This is a genomic window from [Roseibacterium] beibuensis (assembly GCF_039542305.1).
In the GTDB taxonomy this organism is placed as follows: domain Bacteria; phylum Pseudomonadota; class Alphaproteobacteria; order Rhodobacterales; family Rhodobacteraceae; genus Roseibacterium; species Roseibacterium beibuensis.
The window spans coordinates 845,681-860,427 of sequence record NZ_BAABHW010000002.1; the positions used below are offsets into that span (position 1 = coordinate 845,681).

Annotated in this window: 19 protein-coding genes; 7 read left to right on the forward strand and 12 right to left on the reverse strand. The window is 64.7% G+C overall.

All coding sequences use genetic code 11. The features are described from left to right. Positions 1–39 precede the first annotated feature (39 nt). The 5 genes from ABD923_RS10885 to pyk all read right to left on the reverse strand — a co-directional run bounded on the left by ABD923_RS10885 (position 40) and on the right by pyk (position 3,224). Complete coding sequence (locus ABD923_RS10885) at positions 40–768, reverse strand: class I SAM-dependent methyltransferase (protein WP_259553968.1); 729 nt, start codon at positions 766–768, stop codon at positions 40–42. Between the two features lie 77 nt (positions 769–845). After that, positions 846–1,205, reverse strand: a complete 360-nt coding sequence (rplT, locus tag ABD923_RS10890; protein ID WP_222190560.1) for a 50S ribosomal protein L20 — start codon at positions 1,203–1,205, stop codon at positions 846–848. 12 nt (positions 1,206–1,217) lie between these two features. Next, positions 1,218–1,418 carry a 50S ribosomal protein L35 gene (gene rpmI, locus ABD923_RS10895; RefSeq protein ID WP_025311654.1) on the reverse strand — a complete coding sequence of 67 codons (201 nt, stop codon included), beginning with the start codon at positions 1,416–1,418 and terminating at the stop codon, positions 1,218–1,220. Between the two features lie 110 nt (positions 1,419–1,528). Next, positions 1,529–1,768 (reverse strand): hypothetical protein, encoded by a 240-nt coding sequence (locus ABD923_RS10900; RefSeq protein WP_222190558.1) that lies wholly within the window; start codon positions 1,766–1,768, stop codon positions 1,529–1,531. A gap of 7 nt (positions 1,769–1,775) precedes the next feature. Next, positions 1,776–3,224 (reverse strand): pyruvate kinase, encoded by a 1,449-nt coding sequence (gene pyk / locus ABD923_RS10905; RefSeq protein ID WP_222190556.1) that lies wholly within the window; start codon positions 3,222–3,224, stop codon positions 1,776–1,778. 189 nt (positions 3,225–3,413) lie between these two features. Here pyk and ABD923_RS10910 point away from each other — a divergent pair, with 189 nt between their 5' ends. Beyond that, positions 3,414–4,151, forward strand: a complete 738-nt coding sequence (locus ABD923_RS10910; protein WP_259553967.1) for an N-formylglutamate amidohydrolase — start codon at positions 3,414–3,416, stop codon at positions 4,149–4,151. A gap of 21 nt (positions 4,152–4,172) precedes the next feature. Continuing rightward, positions 4,173–4,469, forward strand: a complete 297-nt coding sequence (locus tag ABD923_RS10915; protein WP_259553966.1) for a DUF1244 domain-containing protein — start codon at positions 4,173–4,175, stop codon at positions 4,467–4,469. 51 nt (positions 4,470–4,520) lie between these two features. On the opposite strand, the gene yaaA is transcribed toward ABD923_RS10915, so the two are convergent. Together yaaA and recQ are read right to left on the reverse strand one after the other, a co-directional pair. Then, positions 4,521–5,297: a peroxide stress protein YaaA gene (gene yaaA / locus ABD923_RS10920; protein WP_259553965.1), complete on the reverse strand. Its 777-nt coding sequence runs from the start codon at positions 5,295–5,297 to the stop codon at positions 4,521–4,523. Between the two features lie 60 nt (positions 5,298–5,357). Then, positions 5,358–7,415, reverse strand: coding sequence for a DNA helicase RecQ (gene recQ / locus ABD923_RS10925; RefSeq protein WP_259553964.1), 2,058 nt, complete (start codon positions 7,413–7,415; stop codon positions 5,358–5,360). Positions 7,416–7,616: 201 nt separating this feature from the next. On the opposite strand from recQ, the gene ABD923_RS10930 reads away from it, so the two are divergent. Beyond that, positions 7,617–8,693: a TRAP transporter substrate-binding protein gene (locus ABD923_RS10930; RefSeq protein ID WP_259553963.1), complete on the forward strand. Its 1,077-nt coding sequence runs from the start codon at positions 7,617–7,619 to the stop codon at positions 8,691–8,693. 93 nt (positions 8,694–8,786) lie between these two features. Here the strand turns inward: ABD923_RS10930 and ABD923_RS10935 are convergent, their stop codons facing one another. Genes ABD923_RS10935 through ABD923_RS10945 form a run of 3 tightly spaced genes read right to left on the reverse strand, consistent with a single transcriptional unit; the run spans position 8,787 to position 11,217 of the window. Continuing rightward, entirely contained in the window at positions 8,787–9,440 is a 654-nt protein-coding gene (locus tag ABD923_RS10935) for an HAD family hydrolase (protein ID WP_259553962.1), read from the reverse strand. Beyond that, positions 9,437–10,006, reverse strand: coding sequence for a 16S rRNA (guanine(966)-N(2))-methyltransferase RsmD (rsmD, locus tag ABD923_RS10940; protein ID WP_259553961.1), 570 nt, complete (start codon positions 10,004–10,006; stop codon positions 9,437–9,439). The genes ABD923_RS10935 and rsmD overlap by 4 nt, the downstream gene beginning before the upstream one ends. 5 nt (positions 10,007–10,011) lie before the next feature. Beyond that, complete coding sequence (locus tag ABD923_RS10945; RefSeq protein WP_259553960.1) at positions 10,012–11,217, reverse strand: NAD(P)/FAD-dependent oxidoreductase; 1,206 nt, start codon at positions 11,215–11,217, stop codon at positions 10,012–10,014. An 87-nt stretch (positions 11,218–11,304) separates the two neighbouring features. On the opposite strand from ABD923_RS10945, the gene ABD923_RS10950 reads away from it, so the two are divergent. The 3 genes from ABD923_RS10950 to ABD923_RS10960 all read left to right on the forward strand — a co-directional run bounded on the left by ABD923_RS10950 (position 11,305) and on the right by ABD923_RS10960 (position 13,067). Then, a complete protein-coding gene (locus tag ABD923_RS10950) occupies positions 11,305–11,793 on the forward strand; it encodes a peroxiredoxin (protein WP_222190539.1) in 489 nt (162 codons plus the stop codon). Positions 11,794–11,801: 8 nt separating this feature from the next. Further along, positions 11,802–12,284 carry a peroxiredoxin gene (locus tag ABD923_RS10955; protein ID WP_259553959.1) on the forward strand — a complete coding sequence of 161 codons (483 nt, stop codon included), beginning with the start codon at positions 11,802–11,804 and terminating at the stop codon, positions 12,282–12,284. A gap of 105 nt (positions 12,285–12,389) precedes the next feature. After that, positions 12,390–13,067 carry a DUF6639 family protein gene (locus ABD923_RS10960; RefSeq protein WP_259553958.1) on the forward strand — a complete coding sequence of 226 codons (678 nt, stop codon included), beginning with the start codon at positions 12,390–12,392 and terminating at the stop codon, positions 13,065–13,067. 75 nt (positions 13,068–13,142) lie between these two features. Here the strand turns inward: ABD923_RS10960 and ABD923_RS19150 are convergent, their stop codons facing one another. Together ABD923_RS19150 and ABD923_RS10970 are read right to left on the reverse strand one after the other, a co-directional pair. Further along, on the reverse strand, positions 13,143–13,313 hold the full coding sequence (locus tag ABD923_RS19150) for an SDR family NAD(P)-dependent oxidoreductase (RefSeq protein WP_310796445.1): 171 nt from the start codon (positions 13,311–13,313) through the stop codon (positions 13,143–13,145). Between the two features lie 42 nt (positions 13,314–13,355). Then, complete coding sequence (locus ABD923_RS10970; protein ID WP_259553957.1) at positions 13,356–13,751, reverse strand: (R)-mandelonitrile lyase; 396 nt, start codon at positions 13,749–13,751, stop codon at positions 13,356–13,358. Positions 13,752–13,850: 99 nt separating this feature from the next. Here ABD923_RS10970 and ABD923_RS10975 point away from each other — a divergent pair, with 99 nt between their 5' ends. Beyond that, entirely contained in the window at positions 13,851–14,744 is an 894-nt protein-coding gene (locus ABD923_RS10975; RefSeq protein WP_259553956.1) for a LysR family transcriptional regulator, read from the forward strand. Positions 14,745–14,747: the final 3 nt, after the last annotated feature.

Below are 14,747 nucleotides of genomic sequence, written 5' to 3' on the forward strand. Positions count from 1 at the left end.
ACGTGCCGGATGTTCGCCGGTTCCATTATTTTCCGGGTCTCAGGTCCCGTCCTTGCCCGCGAAGGCCGACTTCCGCCCGCGCACGGCCAGTGCACGGCGCGACAAGGTCACCTTGCCGTTCTGGGCATAGAGCGTCGTCGGAGGTTCGGGTTTCTGGTGCTTCTCGGCCACGGTGATCGAGTCGTAGAAGCGCACGCCTTGCAGGTCCTTCGCGATCTCGTCGAAGGGAAACATCGCGTCCTGATCGGTGTACCAGCTATGCATCCGGTCCACGAGGCGCTTGGCGTATTCGATCCAGCTGGCCTCATTGCGATAACCGCCGCCGAAACCGGGCCAGTAGGAGGTATGGCAATCCTCGACCACATAGATGCCACGGTCGCTGATATGGGGCCAAAGCGCCTCGAAACTGGCGATCTGATGGGCGCAGACATGGCTGCCATCATCCAGGATCACGTCGAAGGGTCCGTGTTTCTCGGCAAGCTGCGCAAGGAAATCCGGATCGGCCTGGTTGCCGATCTCGACGCTGGTGCCCTCCTCGGCATGTTGGGCACAGTCCGGGTCGATATCGACGAAGGTCAGGCGGGAACCTTCGGCAAAGAACCCTTTCCACATCGGGATCGAGCCGCCCTTGAACACGCCGATTTCCAGAAACGAGATCGGGCGCTGACGAAACCGGGTCATCTCGCGCTCGTAGACCTCGAAGTAATGCACCCATTTCGAGAGCATCCGGTCATCGGTGCGCTTGAGATAGTCGGAGAAATAGCCCATCGGCCCTGCCCGCAAAAGAGAACCCCCGCCGGACTGTCGCCCGGCGGGGGTTGAAACTCAAGCGATCCGGGGTCGGATCAGAGCGCGGCCTTGGCCTGCGCCACGATGGCGCCGAACGCTTCGGGCTCGTGCACGGCGAGATCGGCCAGAACCTTGCGGTCCACCTCGATCCCGGCCAGCGCCAGGCCGTTGATGAAGCGCGAATAGGTCAGGCTTTCATCATGGGCGCGCACGGCGGCGTTGATGCGCTGGATCCAGAGCGACCGGAACTGGCGCTTGCGGGCCTTGCGGTCGCGCGTGGCGTACTGGTTGGCCTTGTCGACGGCCTGGGTCGCGGTGCGGAAGTTGCGCGAGCGCGAGCCATAATAACCTTTGGCCGCGTCAAGAACCTTCTTGTGGCGGCGATGGGTGACGGTTCCACCTTTGGTGCGGGACATATCCGGGCCTCCTCAGCGGTCGTAGGGCATGTAGGACTTGACGATCTTCGCATCGGGTTCCGACAGGGTCGTCGTCCCGCGTGCGTTGCGGATGAACTTGTTCGTCCGCTTGATCATCCCGTGCCGTTTGCCGGCCTGAGCGGCGACCACCTTGCCGGTGCCCGTCACCTTGAAGCGCTTCTTGGCGCTCGATTTCGTCTTCATCTTCGGCATTTCCGTCTCCTTGTCTCGAAGCGGTTCGGGCGCGACTCGGCATGCCGTATCAAGGCCGGCCGCACCGTTGGAGCGGGTCGCATACAGCCAAAGGGGCGACGTGGCAAGCCTCAGTTCAGAATCCGCGCCGCCACAAGGATGAACGCATCGGGAATGTCCCAGAACTCCAGCCCGCCGGGGAGCGACAGATGCAGGAAGACGAACAACCCGACCCCGATTGCCAGGCTGAGAAGGGCAGCGATCGGCCAGCGCCCGTTGACCCAACCCGCTAGGCTCGACGCGAGCGCCATGCCCGAGACGAGCGTGGCAATCACCAGCAGGATGTCGGACGGCACGTCTGGCAGGGTCAAGCGTGGCTCACTCCGGGTCGGTGGCGTAGATCAGGCGTTCGGCACAGGGTGCCACGCGCAGGATGTTCGTGGAACCCTGCACGTTGAAGGGCACACCGGCCACGACGATGATCTGATCCTCTTCGCTGGCGAACCCGCCCGAGCGCGCGGCCCGCGCCGCCGACACGACGGCCCCTTTGAAGCGCGTCAGCTCATCGGTGATGAAGCAGCTCGTGCCCCAGTGCAGGCACATGCGCCGCGCCACCCCGGTCAGGGGCGTCAGCGCGATCACGGGCACGCGCGGACGTTCCCGCGCCACCAGCGCGGCTGTATTGCCCGACTGAGTAAAGCAGCAGATCGCCTTGATGTTCACGGTTTCGGCGATTTCGCGCGCGGCGGCCACGATGGCGTCGGCGGTCGAGGATCGGTCGACGTAGCGGGACGCCACCATGATATCGCGGAAATTCGGATCGCTTTCGACCTCGATTGCAACGTTGTGCATGGTCTGCACCGCCTCGACCGGATAATCGCCTGCCGCAGACTCCGCCGACAGCATCACCGCGTCCGCCCCTTCGTAAAGGGCCGCCGCGACGTCCGAGACCTCGGCGCGGGTTGGCATCGGGCTTTCGATCATGCTCTCCAGCATCTGGGTTGCAACGATCACGGGTTTCGCAGCCGAGCGGCACTGGCGCACCAGGCGCTTCTGGATCGGGGGCACCGCCTGAACGGGCAACTCGACCCCCAGATCGCCGCGCGCCACCATGATCCCGTCCGAAGCGGCGAGGATCTCGTCGAAGCAATCGACGGCAGCCGGCTTTTCGATCTTCGACAGGATAGCGGCGCGACCATGGGCCAGTTCCCGCGCCTCTTCCACGTCGGCGACGCGCTGCACGAAGCTGAGCGCCAGCCAATCGACACCGAGCTGGCAGACGAATTCAAGATCCTTGCGGTCCTTGTCGGACAGGGCAGCCAGCGGGAGTACGACGTCGGGCACGTTCACGCCCTTGCGGTTCGAGATCGGCCCGCCCGCGATCACGGTGCAATCGGCGAAATCGCTGCCACATTTCTCGACGCGCAGGCGCACCTTGCCATCATTGACCAGAAGGCGCTTGCCCGGCTCCAGCGCTTCGAAAATCTCCTTGTGGGGCAGTTGCACGCGGCTTTCATCGCCGGGCGTCGGGTCAAGATCGAAGCGAAAGGATGCCCCGTCCTGCAACTCGTGCCCCTCGTCATTGGCGAAGGTGCCGCAGCGCAGCTTTGGCCCCTGCAAATCGGCAAGGATCGCGATCGGGCGGCCCGTGTCCTTTTCGACCTGGCGGATCGCGGCGTGGCGTTCGCGGATCTCGTCATGGCTGCCGTGGCTCATGTTCAGGCGGAACACGTTGGCCCCGGCCTCGAACAAAGCGCGGATCATGTCGTAGCCATCCGAGGCCGGACCCAGCGTTGCGACGATCTTGACGTTTCTTCCGGTGTTCATGGGCAACCTGCCCCCCCTTCGTGATCTTTATTCACCCTTTTTGGGCGATGTTTGCGCTCACATCGGCGCCTTGCGCCCCTATTGGCCCAAAAGCAGGCGCGGGACAAGTTGCCTGCCGACCCCGGCTCTGGCGCTTTCACCGATTGCGTCCTAAGTGCCGGTGTCGGATGACGCGAGGATGACGCGACCGTGACTGCACCGTTTCATATCGAGGGCGAGGGGCGCAAAAGCCGCTGGGTCGTGACCTGCGACCATGCCTCGAACCGCGTGCCGCCCGAGGTTGCGGGCGGGGATCTTGGTCTGCCCCCCGAGGACATGGCGCGCCACATCGCCTATGACGTGGGGGCCGCCGGCGTGGCGCGCAGCCTGGCAGCGGCGCTGGATGCCCCGGTGATCGTGTCGGATTTTTCCCGCCTCGTGATCGACCCCAACCGCGGCGAGGATGACCCGACGCTTCTGATGAAGATCTATGACGGGTCGATCATTCCGGCCAATCGCCATGCCGATGCGGCCGAGGTCGAGCGGCGGCTGGACCTGTTCCACCGCCCTTATCATCGCGCGCTGGAGCGCCTGATCGCGGGGCGGGATGACCCCGTTCTCGTGTCGATCCATTCCTTTACCCGGCAGCTTCGGGGCCGGGCGCCGCGCCCGTGGCATGTGGGCGTTCTTTATGCCGCGGATACCCGGCTGGCACTGCCGCTGCTGGCCCGTCTGAACGACGAACCCGACCTGTGCGTGGGTGATAACGAACCCTATTCCGGCCACCTGCCCAATGACGCGATGGACCGGCACGGGGTGCAGCCGGGCCGCCCCCATGTCCTGATCGAGCTGCGCAACGACCTGATCGAGGAGGAGGCGGATCAGGCGGCATGGGGCGCAAGGCTGGCCCCCATGCTTGACGCGGCGCTGAAGATTTCCGAGGTCTGACCCGAACACAGGAGGCAAGACATGGACGACGCGACGAGAACCGAGCTTGAAGCCGCCGCCTTTCGCCGGTTGCTGCAACATCTCGATGAACGCAAAGACGTGCAGAATATCGACCTGATGAACCTGTCGGGATTCTGCCGCAACTGCCTGAGCCGCTGGTACCAGGAAGCCGCCGCCGAGCGTGGCATCGACATGGGCAAGGAAGAGGCCCGCGAGGTCATCTACGGCGAGCCCTACGCGCAGTGGAAAGCCAAATACCAGACCGAGGCAAGTGACGAGCAGAAAGCGGCCTTCGAGAAATCCCACCCGGGACACTGACGGGTTTGCGCGCGCAGGCCTGCGCGCGCCATTCGCAGCGCTACGAAATCGTCAGGCTGCCTTTTCGGCGGCCTCGGCGCGCAGGAAGGCCGGCTTGCCCGGCTCGCTCAGGTCAGGCGCATGGCGGTAGCCGCCAAGGTCGAACTCCACGATGCCTTCAGGGTTGGTGAGGCGACGTTCGGTGATGAACCGCGCCATCGCGCCACGGGCTTTCTTGGCATAGAAGCTGACGATCTTGGGACCGCCCGGTTTGTCCTCCAGGAACACGGGCGTGATGACCTTGAGCTTCAGCGCTTCCCGGTCAGCGGCCGTGAAATACTCGACGGACGCGCAGTTGATCAGCGTGTCGGTCCCCAATTCCTCGGCTTCGGCGTTCAGCGCCTCGGCAATGCGGTCGCCCCACCAATCATACAGCGTCTTGCCGCGCGGGGTCTTTAGCCGAGTGCCCATTTCCAAACGGTAGGGCCGGATGGCGTCGAGCGGGCGCAACAGGCCGTAAAGGCCCGACAGGATGCGCAGGCGGTCCTGCGCAAAGCGCAGATCGTCCGCATCGAGGCTGGCGGCCTCCAGACCGGCATAGGTGTCACCGGCAAAGGCCAATGCGGCGGGGCGCAGATCGTCAGGCTCCTCCGCATAGCGCGCGAAGCGCTCGACATTCAGCTTGGCGAGGTCCTCGGAAATGCTCATCAGCTTTTGCAGATCGCCCACGGACAGATCGCGCGCGACCTCGGCAAGTTCGTCGGCTTGATCCTGGAAAACCGGCTTGGTCATCTCGACATCGCGGGGCGCCCAATCGAGGCGTTTCGCTGGGGAAATGACGGTCAGCATGGGCGGTCCTCCGGGGCAGCAATTCGTGATCGGTTGATCATGTAAGGCGATGGTGCCGGGTTATCCAGCCTCGCGCAGTACATCGAGAAACGCATCGGCAAAGCGTTCGGCGCGCCGTTCCCCCAGCAACCGTTCGACCGTGGACCGGTCGGTCGGGCGCATATCGGCCAGTTTCGCCAGCTGCGACGAGGAACAGGAGAGCGGTTTCTCAAGCCCCGTGTCGCCGCGTGCCAGATCGGCCTGCACCGCCAGAAGGCGATCATAGACAGTGCCCGCTTCGCGCCCCGCCAGCTTGCGCCGCGCGGGGTGCAGGGGGGCTGCGGCCTCGCCGGTAATGACGGACAGGAACTCGGCCCCGTAGCGGTCGAGCTTGGTCGCGCCGACACCCGAGACCTTGGCCATCTCGTCCAGCGACTGGGGGCGCGTCTCGGCCATCTCGATCAGGGTGCGATCCGTGAAGATGACATAGGCCGGAACGCGCGCGGCCTCGGCCAGCGCACGGCGCTTGGCCTTCAGCGCCGAGAGAAGCGGTGCGTCCTCTTCCGAGACCAGCATCTTGGCGGCCGGGCGTCGGCTGGCCGATTTGGTGATCGTGTCGCGGCGCAAGGTGATCTCGGCCTCGCCCTTCAGGATCGGGCGCGCGGCCTCGGTCATGCGCAGCGCGCCATGCCGGGCGGGATCGGGCCGCACGAGGTCATGGCCCATCATCTGGCGAAACACGGCCTGCCAGCCGCGCCGGTCGAACTCCGACCCGACGCCGAAAGTCGGAAGCCGATCATGCCCGCGGGCACGGACCTTGTCGGTATCCTGCCCAAGGAGGATGTCGATCAGGTGGCCGGTGCCAAAATACTCCCCCGTTCGCAGGATCGCCGACAGCGCCTTGCGCACGGCGGTCGTGGCATCGAAGGTCTCGGGCGCGGTGGCGCAGAGATCGCAATTGCCGCAAGGGTCCGACTCCTCGCCGAAATACCCCAGCAGTTTCTGACGGCGGCAACTGATCGCCTCGGCCAGTCCCAACAGCGCGTTCAACCGCGCATGATCGGCCGCCTTGCGTTCGGGCGGGGCGAGGCCTTCGTCGATCTGCTGGCGGCGAAAGCGGATGTCGTCGGGACCATAAAGCGTGAGCGTATCGGCAGGCGCCCCGTCGCGCCCCGCGCGGCCGATTTCCTGGTAATAGGCCTCGATGCTTTTTGGCAGGTCCGCCTGCGCGACCCAACGGATATCGGGCTTGTCCACGCCCATGCCGAAGGCGACGGTGGCAACCACGATCAGGCCATCCTCGGTGGCGAACCGGTGTTCGACATGGCGGCGATCCTCGGCCTCCATCCCGCCGTGGTAATGGCAGGCGGAATGGCCCGCCTCGCGCAGGGCTTGGGCGAGTGTCTCGGTCTTGGCGCGGGTGCCGCAATAGACGATGCCGGATTGCCCCTTGCGCGCGGCGGCGTAGCTGAGGATCTGCTGGCGCGGCTGGTTCTTGACCTCGAAGGCGAGCGACAGGTTCGGCCGGTCAAACCCGCGCAGGAAGGTTTCGGGCTGCGCGCCATCGAACAGGCGCGCGACGATTTCCTCGCGAGTTTCGGCATCCGCCGTGGCGGTGAAGGCGGCCAGCGGCACGTTCAATTGCCGGCGCAACGCCCCGATCCGCAGGTAATCGGGGCGGAAGTCATGGCCCCATTGGCTGACGCAATGGGCCTCGTCCACCGCGATCAGGGACACGCCCGCACGTTTCAGCATCCGCTCAGCCCCCGAGGAGGCGAGGCGTTCCGGCGCGATGTAGAGCAGTTTGAGCCTGCCGCTTTCCAGCGCCTCCCACACGGCATCGGTTTCCTCGGGCGTGTTGCCCGAGGTCAGCGCACCCGCCTCAACCCCGGCTTCGCGCAGGCCGCGAACCTGGTCGCGCATCAGCGCAATCAACGGCGAGATCACGACGGTCACGCCCTCGCGCATAAGCGCGGGAAGCTGGAAACACAGGGATTTGCCGCCGCCCGTGGGCATGATGGCCAGCACGTTGTGGCCCGCGGCAACCGCGCCCACGATGTCTTCCTGACCGGGGCGGAACCCCGGAAAGCCGAAAACCTGCGACAGCAGGGCGGATGCGTCTGGGCGGGTCTCCAGCATAGGTGTGCGGGGGCCTGTCGTGTCTTGTTATGCGGTCTGCTCGATGAATTCTGACCGTCCCATATTGATGTTTGGTTAACAAGCCCTGCCAGATTTGGTGGTCCGGTCGCTGTGTCGCATTACGCAACTTTCCCCTTAACGGAAGCCCATCCTTTGGCTAGCCAGTTGACCAATGCGTAAACCTCGAGGAGTATCAGGATCATGTTGTCCCGCCTTGCCGGATATGTCGTGGCCACATCGGCTGCGTTTACGGTCGCTTGCGCTGGCCCCTCGCTCGCGCAGGAATCCGAACCCGATGTCACCCTGAGGTTCCAGCATTTCGTCTCGCCGCTCTCGGCCAACCCGAGCCATTTCATGGGGCCTTGGGCCGAGGCGATCGAAGAGCAGTCGGGGGGCCGAATCGCGGTCGAGATCTACCCGTTCATGCAACTCGGAGGGGCCGCACCCAGTCAGTATGACCTGATCCGAGACGGGGCGATCGACGGCGGTTGGGTCATTCCGGGCTACCAGCCGGGGCGCTTCCCCGAGGCCGAAGCGCTTGAGCTTCCGTTCATGACGACGAAATCCGGCGAAGAGGCCAGCCGCGCTGCATGGCACTTCACGCAGGAATTCCTGATGGATGATTTCGCCGATGTGCATGTCATTGCCGCGCATATGCATGGGCGCGGCCTGATCCATGTCGATGGCCCGGCGATTCAGGAGATTGCGGATCTTGAGGGGTTGCGCCTGCGCGGACCGTCACGACCTGCAACGCTGCTTCTGGAGCGGCTGGGGGCAACGCCCGTGGGCATGCCCGTGCCCGCCTTTCCCGAGGCGCTGGCGCGCGGTGTCGTCGATGGTGGCGTGATCACCTGGGAGATGTCGCCCTCGCTGCGGCTGGACGAACTCGTGCAAAGCCACACTGACGTTGCGGGCGACCGGTCGCTTTACAACCTCTATTTCATCTGGGCGATGAACCGCGAGGTCTACGAGGGGTTGCCCGAGGATCTGCGCGCGGTGATCGACGCCAATTCCGGCATGATGGCGAGCGCTTGGGCCGGGCGCGCCCATGACATCGGCGATGCGGATGGACGTGCCGCGATGGCCGCCGCTGGCAATCAGATTGCCACCCTCTCGGAAGACGTGACCGAGGAAATCCGTGCTCTCGGCGACGCGGTCACCCAAGCGTGGATTGACGAAGTGAGCGCGCGCGGACTGGATGGCGCGGCATTGGTCGAAGCCGCCCGCCGCTATGTCGCCGAAGAGGCCGGTACAGGAACCGTCCCTTTGACGGATTGAGAGACGTAACCAGTACGTGTGTAACCAGTAGGAAGGCCGTCCCTTCGGGGGCGGCCTTCTTCTTTGCAACTGGAAAGGTCCGCCGCGGGCGTGTCAGGCAGCCTGGATCCCGATCAGCGCAGGGATCTCGGCCATGTCACGAATGATCTGCGCGCCCTTGGCAGCCAGCCTCGCACCATCGCCTTCGGGGGCATAGCCAAAGCAGGGCATGCCCGCGCGCCGCGCGGCTTCTGCGCCGGTCGGGCTGTCTTCGACGACAAGGCACTTGGCCGGGTCGACGCCCAAATCCGCAGCCGCATGGAGGAACAGGCCCGGATCGGGCTTGGCGACCCTCAAGGTATGGGCCGAATAGCGGCGCCCGTCGAAGCGCGGCGCCAACCCGGTAGAGCCGAGCGTGATCCCCATCTTCTCTTCACTGCCGTTCGAGGCGACGCAATAGGGCAGGCCGACCGTGTCGAGCTGATCCAGCAACGCCGGAATGCCGGGGATCGGATCGACGCCTTCGCGCAGCTTGGCGTAGGTTTCGGCATAGATCTCGTCCACCCAGTCATCGGGAAGGTCGGCCCCCAGGCTGCGGGCCTTCTCGCCGACCCCTGCCATCGTGCCACCGATGAACAGCCCCATCGCCTCATCGAAGGTCAACGACAGGCCATGCCGTGCGAGGTTGTCGACCAACAGGCGGTTCGACACGGGCTCACTGTCCACCAGCACGCCGTCACAATCGAAAATGATGAGATCAGGGGTCATTCGGCCTCTTCCGCACGCAACAGGGTCAGGGTCGTGCCGCCATAGCGGCGTTGATCGACCTGGACCAGACCGGATGGCGGGAGGGGTGGGGTGCTTTCTTCCCAGACGATCAGGGCGCCGGGGGCGATCCATCCGCCGGTCAGCGCGCTGCCCAAGGCTCGTTCACCCAAGCCCTGACCGTAGGGCGGGTCCAGAAACACGAGATCGAACGGTTTGCCCCGGTTCTCGCCAAGGCTGGTCGCATCGCGGCGAAAAACCTTGGTCATGCCTTGCGCGGCGCACAGCCCGATATTCTCCCGCAGAAGCGCGCGAGACGCCCCGCCATCATCGACGAAGGTGACATGGGCGGCCCCACGGCTCAGCGCCTCCAGCCCCAGCGCGCCGGTCCCGGCAAACAGGTCCAGCACACGGGCGCCGGTGACGGGATCGCCCTGCTTGCCGTTCATCAGCAGATTGAACAGGCTTTCGCGCACGCGGTCGGTGGTGGGGCGCAGATGCGCCGCCGCATCGCCCGCGCCGACCTCGGCCAGTTTCTTGCCGCGCCAACGCCCGGCGACGATCCGCATTCAACTCACCCTTTCAACAGCGGCTTCAGATCGGCGGAGGCCTCCGCGATGAACGCCGGATCGGGGGATTTGCCCGCCTCGATCAGGCGCTTGCCGATCATGTAGCCACGCGCATCGTTCATCGCATCGACGGCCAGTAGCGTGTCGCCCGCGTAGTACCAGTGCGAACAGGCCCCTTCGCCTTCGCGCACCACCACGCGGTCATAGCCGCGGTTCAGCCCGGCGATTTGCAGTTTCACGTCATACTGGTCCGACCAGAACCACGGTTTCGGATCGTAATCCTGATCCGCGCCGAGGATGTTCTTTGCCACCGTTTCAGCCTGGTCGATGGCGTTCTGCACCGACTCGAGGCGAATACGCTCTCCCCGGAACGGAAGCGACGCACAATCCCCCGCAGCCCAGATGGACGCGTCGCTGGTCCGGCCCTGCGTGTCCGTCGCGATCCCATTGTCGATCTCGATGCCCACAGCCTCGGCCAGAGAGGTGGCCGGCGAAATCCCGATGCCGACGATCACCAGATCAACGGGCAGTTCGGTCCCGTCGCCCAGGATCGCGCCGGTGACATGATCGTCGCCCAGCAACCGTTCCAGCCCGACGCCCTCGCGAATTGTCACGCCATGGCGCGTGTGCAAGGCGCGGAACCAATCGCTGGTCTCGGGTGCGGCGACACGCTTGAGGATGCGGTCGGCCATCTCGATCAGCGTGACTTCCATCCCTTTCTTGCGGCAGACGGCGGCGGCCTCCAGACCGATATACCCGCCCCCGACGATCAGCGCATGGCGCCCCTCCACGACCCCGGGGGCCATCTCGTCAACGTCGCGCAAGGTGCGCACGACATGGACGCCGGGCAACTCACCCCCGATGGCAGCGGGCAGGCGGCGCGGGACAGACCCCGTGGCCAACACCAGCGCGTCGTAATCGACCGTCATGCCCCCCGCGATCACCTTCTTGTCGGCACGGTCGATCGCATCAACACGGGTATCCAGCATCAGCTCGATCCCGTTCTCGGCGTAGTAGCTTTCCGGCCGCAGGAAGAGGCGTTCAAGCTCCATATCTCCCAGCAGATAGGCTTTGGACAACGGCGGGCGCTGATAGGGCGGAACATGTTCCTCGCCGATCAAGGTGATCTTGCCCGTGAACCCTTCGGACCTGAGCTTGGCCACGCACGAGGCCCCGGCCTGCCCTGCCCCGACGACAACGATTTTTTCCATGGCCCCTGCCCTCTTTGCGACTGGCGTGCTGCGCGGCGGACCCTATATGCCGGGGATGCGGATAGACAAGCGAAGGAGACGCGCCAAATGCCCATTTCCGTCGGAGACACCCTGCCCGATGCAACGCTCGTTCAGATGGGCGCCGAAGGCCCCGAGCAGGTCCAGTTGAGCGACAAGGTGAAGGGGCGCAAGGTCGTGATCTTCGCTGTGCCCGGCGCCTTTACCCCGACCTGCCATTCTGCCCATGTCCCCAGCTTCGTGCGCACCAAGGGCGATTTCGAGGCCAAGGGCGTGGACGAGATCATCTGCATTTCGGTCAATGACCCGTTCGTCATGGGCGCATGGGGCGAGGCCACCGGCGCGACCCAGGCCGGCATCACGATGCTTGGCGATGCGGAAAGCGCGTTCACCACGGCCATCGGCATGGATTTCACCGCGCCGCCGGCCGGCCTGATCGCACGCTCGGGCCGCTACGCGATGTATGTCGAGGACGGTGTCGTCAAGGTGTTCCAGGCCGAGGAGAACCCCGGTGTCTGCGAAACCTCGGGCGGCGAAGCCCTTCTGGCAGCGATCTGAGGCGCGGCATGGTCGCGATCGGAGACAGCCTTCCCGACGTGCGCTTCGTTCGGATGAGCCAGAACGGGCCGGAAGAGGTCTCGCTGACAGAGAAGGCAAAGGGCCGTCGCATCATCATCGTGGCGGTGCCCGGCGCCTTTACGCCCACCTGCGATTCCAAGCACCTGCCAAGTTTCGTGCGCACCAAACCCGAGTTCGACGCCAAGGGCATCGACGAGATCATCTGCGTCTCGGTGAACGACGCGCATGTGATGCGGCTTTGGGGCGAGACGACGGGCGCGACGGCGGCGGGCATCACCCTTCTGGCCGATGGGGACAGCAGTTTCACCCGCGCAATGGGCATGACCTACACCAAGCCCGAGGTCGGGTTCTACGACCGCTCCAAGCGCTATGCACTGGTGGCCGAGGATGGCGTCATCACCCATTTGCAGGTCGAAAAACCCGGCGAGTGCGCGATCTCGACCGGTGAGGCGCTCCTTGCAGTGATCTGAGGCGCGGCGAAGGACAATCGAGACAGGCGGGCCTATGTGCCCGCCTTTTCTTGTTTGGGGTTGGTATTCGTTGCCAAGCGCCCCGGCGGCCCGCATCTTGTTGCAATGACAACAACCCGCTGCCTGATGGTATCGCTTTGCCTGTCGGCAGCCGCCCCCGTGCTGGCCGATCCGATGCCATGCCCGGGCGGGTCCATCACCGTCGATGCCGGGTCCGATGCCCTTCGGACAACCCTGTGCCAGTCTGCCGAAACCCTGCTGGCCGGGTTGGCAGCGTGCCATCTGCCCCAACAGCGCCCCATCAACATCGTGGCGGTGGATGAGGTCGCCCATCCGTTCGCGACCTGCCTTGCGGCCTTCGATTGCGACTATGATCGGATCAGGTTGGTCGTGCGCGACGACTACACCGGGCTTGTCGCCCCGGATGATCCTTACGCGAATTTCCCGCCCGACATTCTGCTGCATACGCTGTTGTCGCACGAGTTAACCCACGCCCTGATCGAGCAGAACAGCGCAGGCCGGGAGGTGCCGCTGGTCGATCACGAATACATGGCCAACGCGCTGGAACTGGAGCAGATGGCGCCGGAATGGCGTCAGGCGATCCTGGACTACGCGATGCTGGAGGAACCGAACGACTCGCGTATCGACATCTGGATCTACCGGCTGGAACCGCGCCGCTTCGCCGCCAATGCCTGGCTGCATTTCATCCAACCTGAAAACGGCTGCGACCTGGTCGGACGGCTCGTCTCGGGCGAAGCTAGCTTCGAAGACGACAAGCCCTGATCCGGATTGGCCACCTGCCCGACATGAAAAACCCGGCACCGAGGGTGCCGGGCATCCTGGAAAGGTTGTCAGACGTCACCAGCTTTGGGTCGCGGGGCCCAAGGTAAACTCGTTGACCGTGGTATCTTCGGGCATGTCGAGCGCAAAGCTCACCACCTTGGCACCCTTGGCCGCGATCTCCTTGGCGGTGGCTTCCCCGATCCCCAAGGAGGCCCCGGTGATGATGACGGTTTTTCCTTCGATCATGTTGTTTCCTTGCGTGATATGGATCGACGCACGGGTCAGGGGTCAGGCCCCGTATTGGGCGTCGGTCACGTGTTCCATCCAGTCGACGGCGCGTCCGTCCTGAACTTCCTGGATCGCCGTATGGGTCATGGCGCTATCCGGCGCGGCGCCGTGCCAGTGCTTTTCACCAGGGGCGAACCAGACGACGTCGCCGGGATGGATTTCCTCGATTTCACCGCCCCAGCGTTGAACACGGCCCTTGCCGGACAAAACGATCAGCGTTTGCCCGAGCGGGTGGGTATGCCACGCCGTCCGCGCCCCCGGCTGGAAGGTCACGTTGGCACCTTGCGCGCGTTCTTCATCGACCGGGTTGAACAACCGTTCCAATTCGACCGTGCCGGTAAACCAGTCGGCGGGGCCGGCCATGACGGGGCGGGTGTTTGCGCGGAAGATATCCATTGGGCGTGTCTCCTGTAGCGGTGTGGTTGGTATGTAGCGGGGCTCGCGCTATTCGATTAGACGATGTAAATTGCATGTACTGTTGAGCAGGATTCAAGAATGGCGCGGGACGAGTTCGGCGAATTGCGGACCTTCATCGTTGTGGCGCAAGCGCGCAGTTTCACCAAGGCCGCTGCCATTCTGGGCGTGTCGGCCTCGGCGGTCAGCCACACGATCCGCTGCTTGGAAGAGCGCCTTGGCCTGCGCCTGTTGACGCGCACAACGCGCCGCGTGGCCCCGACCGAGGCGGGCGAGCGCCTGTTCCAATCCGTCGCCCCCCATTTCGAGCAGATCCGCGCCGAGATCGACGCGCTGAGCGAGCTGCGCGAAAAGCCCGCAGGCCGGATCAGGATCAATTCCGGCATTCATGCCGCCGAAACAATCCTGCGCCCCAAGCTGGCCGAGTTCCTGCCCCACTTTCCCGATGTCAGCGTCGAGGTTTCGGTCAATGATGCTTTCGTGGATATCGTAGGGGAACGCTTCGATGCTGGCGTCCGGCTGGGCGAGTCCGTCAGCAAGGACATGATCGCCGTGCGCATCGGGCCGGACTGGCGGTTCCTTGTCGTGGGTACGCCGACCTATTTCGAGGACCACGCCGTGCCCCGGCACCCAAGTGACCTGACCGATCACACCTGCATCAACCTCCGCATGTCCGCGGCAGGCGGCCTTTATGCGTGGGAGTTCGAGAAGGACGGCCATGCCTTGGAGCTGCGCGTGAACGGCCAGCTCACCTATGACAGCATCATCCCCGTCCTGAACGCGGCGCTTGACGGGCACGGACTGGCCTTCGTGCCCGAGGATCTTGCACAGCCCCATATCGAAGCGGGCCGGCTACGCGCGGTTCTGGCCGACTGGTGCCCGCCGATCCAGGGCTATCACCTCTACTATCCGAACCGGCGCCTCGCCTCCCCCGCCTTCTCGCGGTTCCTGGAGGTCATGAGGCACCGGGGGTGACCG

Coding starts and splice junctions, on each gene's coding strand:
- ABD923_RS10960 (WP_259553958.1), top strand. CDS start 12,390: ATGACAACAACCCGCTGCCTGATGGTATCGCTTTGCCTGTCGGCAGCC.
- ABD923_RS10955 (WP_259553959.1), top strand. CDS start 11,802: ATGGTCGCGATCGGAGACAGCCTTCCCGACGTGCGCTTCGTTCGGATG.
- ABD923_RS19150 (WP_310796445.1), bottom strand. CDS start 13,313: ATGATCGAAGGAAAAACCGTCATCATCACCGGGGCCTCCTTGGGGATC.
- recQ (WP_259553964.1), bottom strand. CDS start 7,415: ATGCTGGAGACCCGCCCAGACGCATCCGCCCTGCTGTCGCAGGTTTTC.
- ABD923_RS10930 (WP_259553963.1), top strand. CDS start 7,617: ATGTTGTCCCGCCTTGCCGGATATGTCGTGGCCACATCGGCTGCGTTT.
- ABD923_RS10970 (WP_259553957.1), bottom strand. CDS start 13,751: ATGGATATCTTCCGCGCAAACACCCGCCCCGTCATGGCCGGCCCCGCC.
- ABD923_RS10915 (WP_259553966.1), top strand. CDS start 4,173: ATGGACGACGCGACGAGAACCGAGCTTGAAGCCGCCGCCTTTCGCCGG.
- rsmD (WP_259553961.1), bottom strand. CDS start 10,006: ATGCGGATCGTCGCCGGGCGTTGGCGCGGCAAGAAACTGGCCGAGGTC.
- ABD923_RS10935 (WP_259553962.1), bottom strand. CDS start 9,440: ATGACCCCTGATCTCATCATTTTCGATTGTGACGGCGTGCTGGTGGAC.
- ABD923_RS10975 (WP_259553956.1), top strand. CDS start 13,851: ATGGCGCGGGACGAGTTCGGCGAATTGCGGACCTTCATCGTTGTGGCG.
- yaaA (WP_259553965.1), bottom strand. CDS start 5,297: ATGCTGACCGTCATTTCCCCAGCGAAACGCCTCGATTGGGCGCCCCGC.
- rplT (WP_222190560.1), bottom strand. CDS start 1,205: ATGTCCCGCACCAAAGGTGGAACCGTCACCCATCGCCGCCACAAGAAG.
- ABD923_RS10945 (WP_259553960.1), bottom strand. CDS start 11,217: ATGGAAAAAATCGTTGTCGTCGGGGCAGGGCAGGCCGGGGCCTCGTGC.
- ABD923_RS10950 (WP_222190539.1), top strand. CDS start 11,305: ATGCCCATTTCCGTCGGAGACACCCTGCCCGATGCAACGCTCGTTCAG.
- rpmI (WP_025311654.1), bottom strand. CDS start 1,418: ATGCCGAAGATGAAGACGAAATCGAGCGCCAAGAAGCGCTTCAAGGTG.
- ABD923_RS10885 (WP_259553968.1), bottom strand. CDS start 768: ATGGGCTATTTCTCCGACTATCTCAAGCGCACCGATGACCGGATGCTC.
- pyk (WP_222190556.1), bottom strand. CDS start 3,224: ATGAACACCGGAAGAAACGTCAAGATCGTCGCAACGCTGGGTCCGGCC.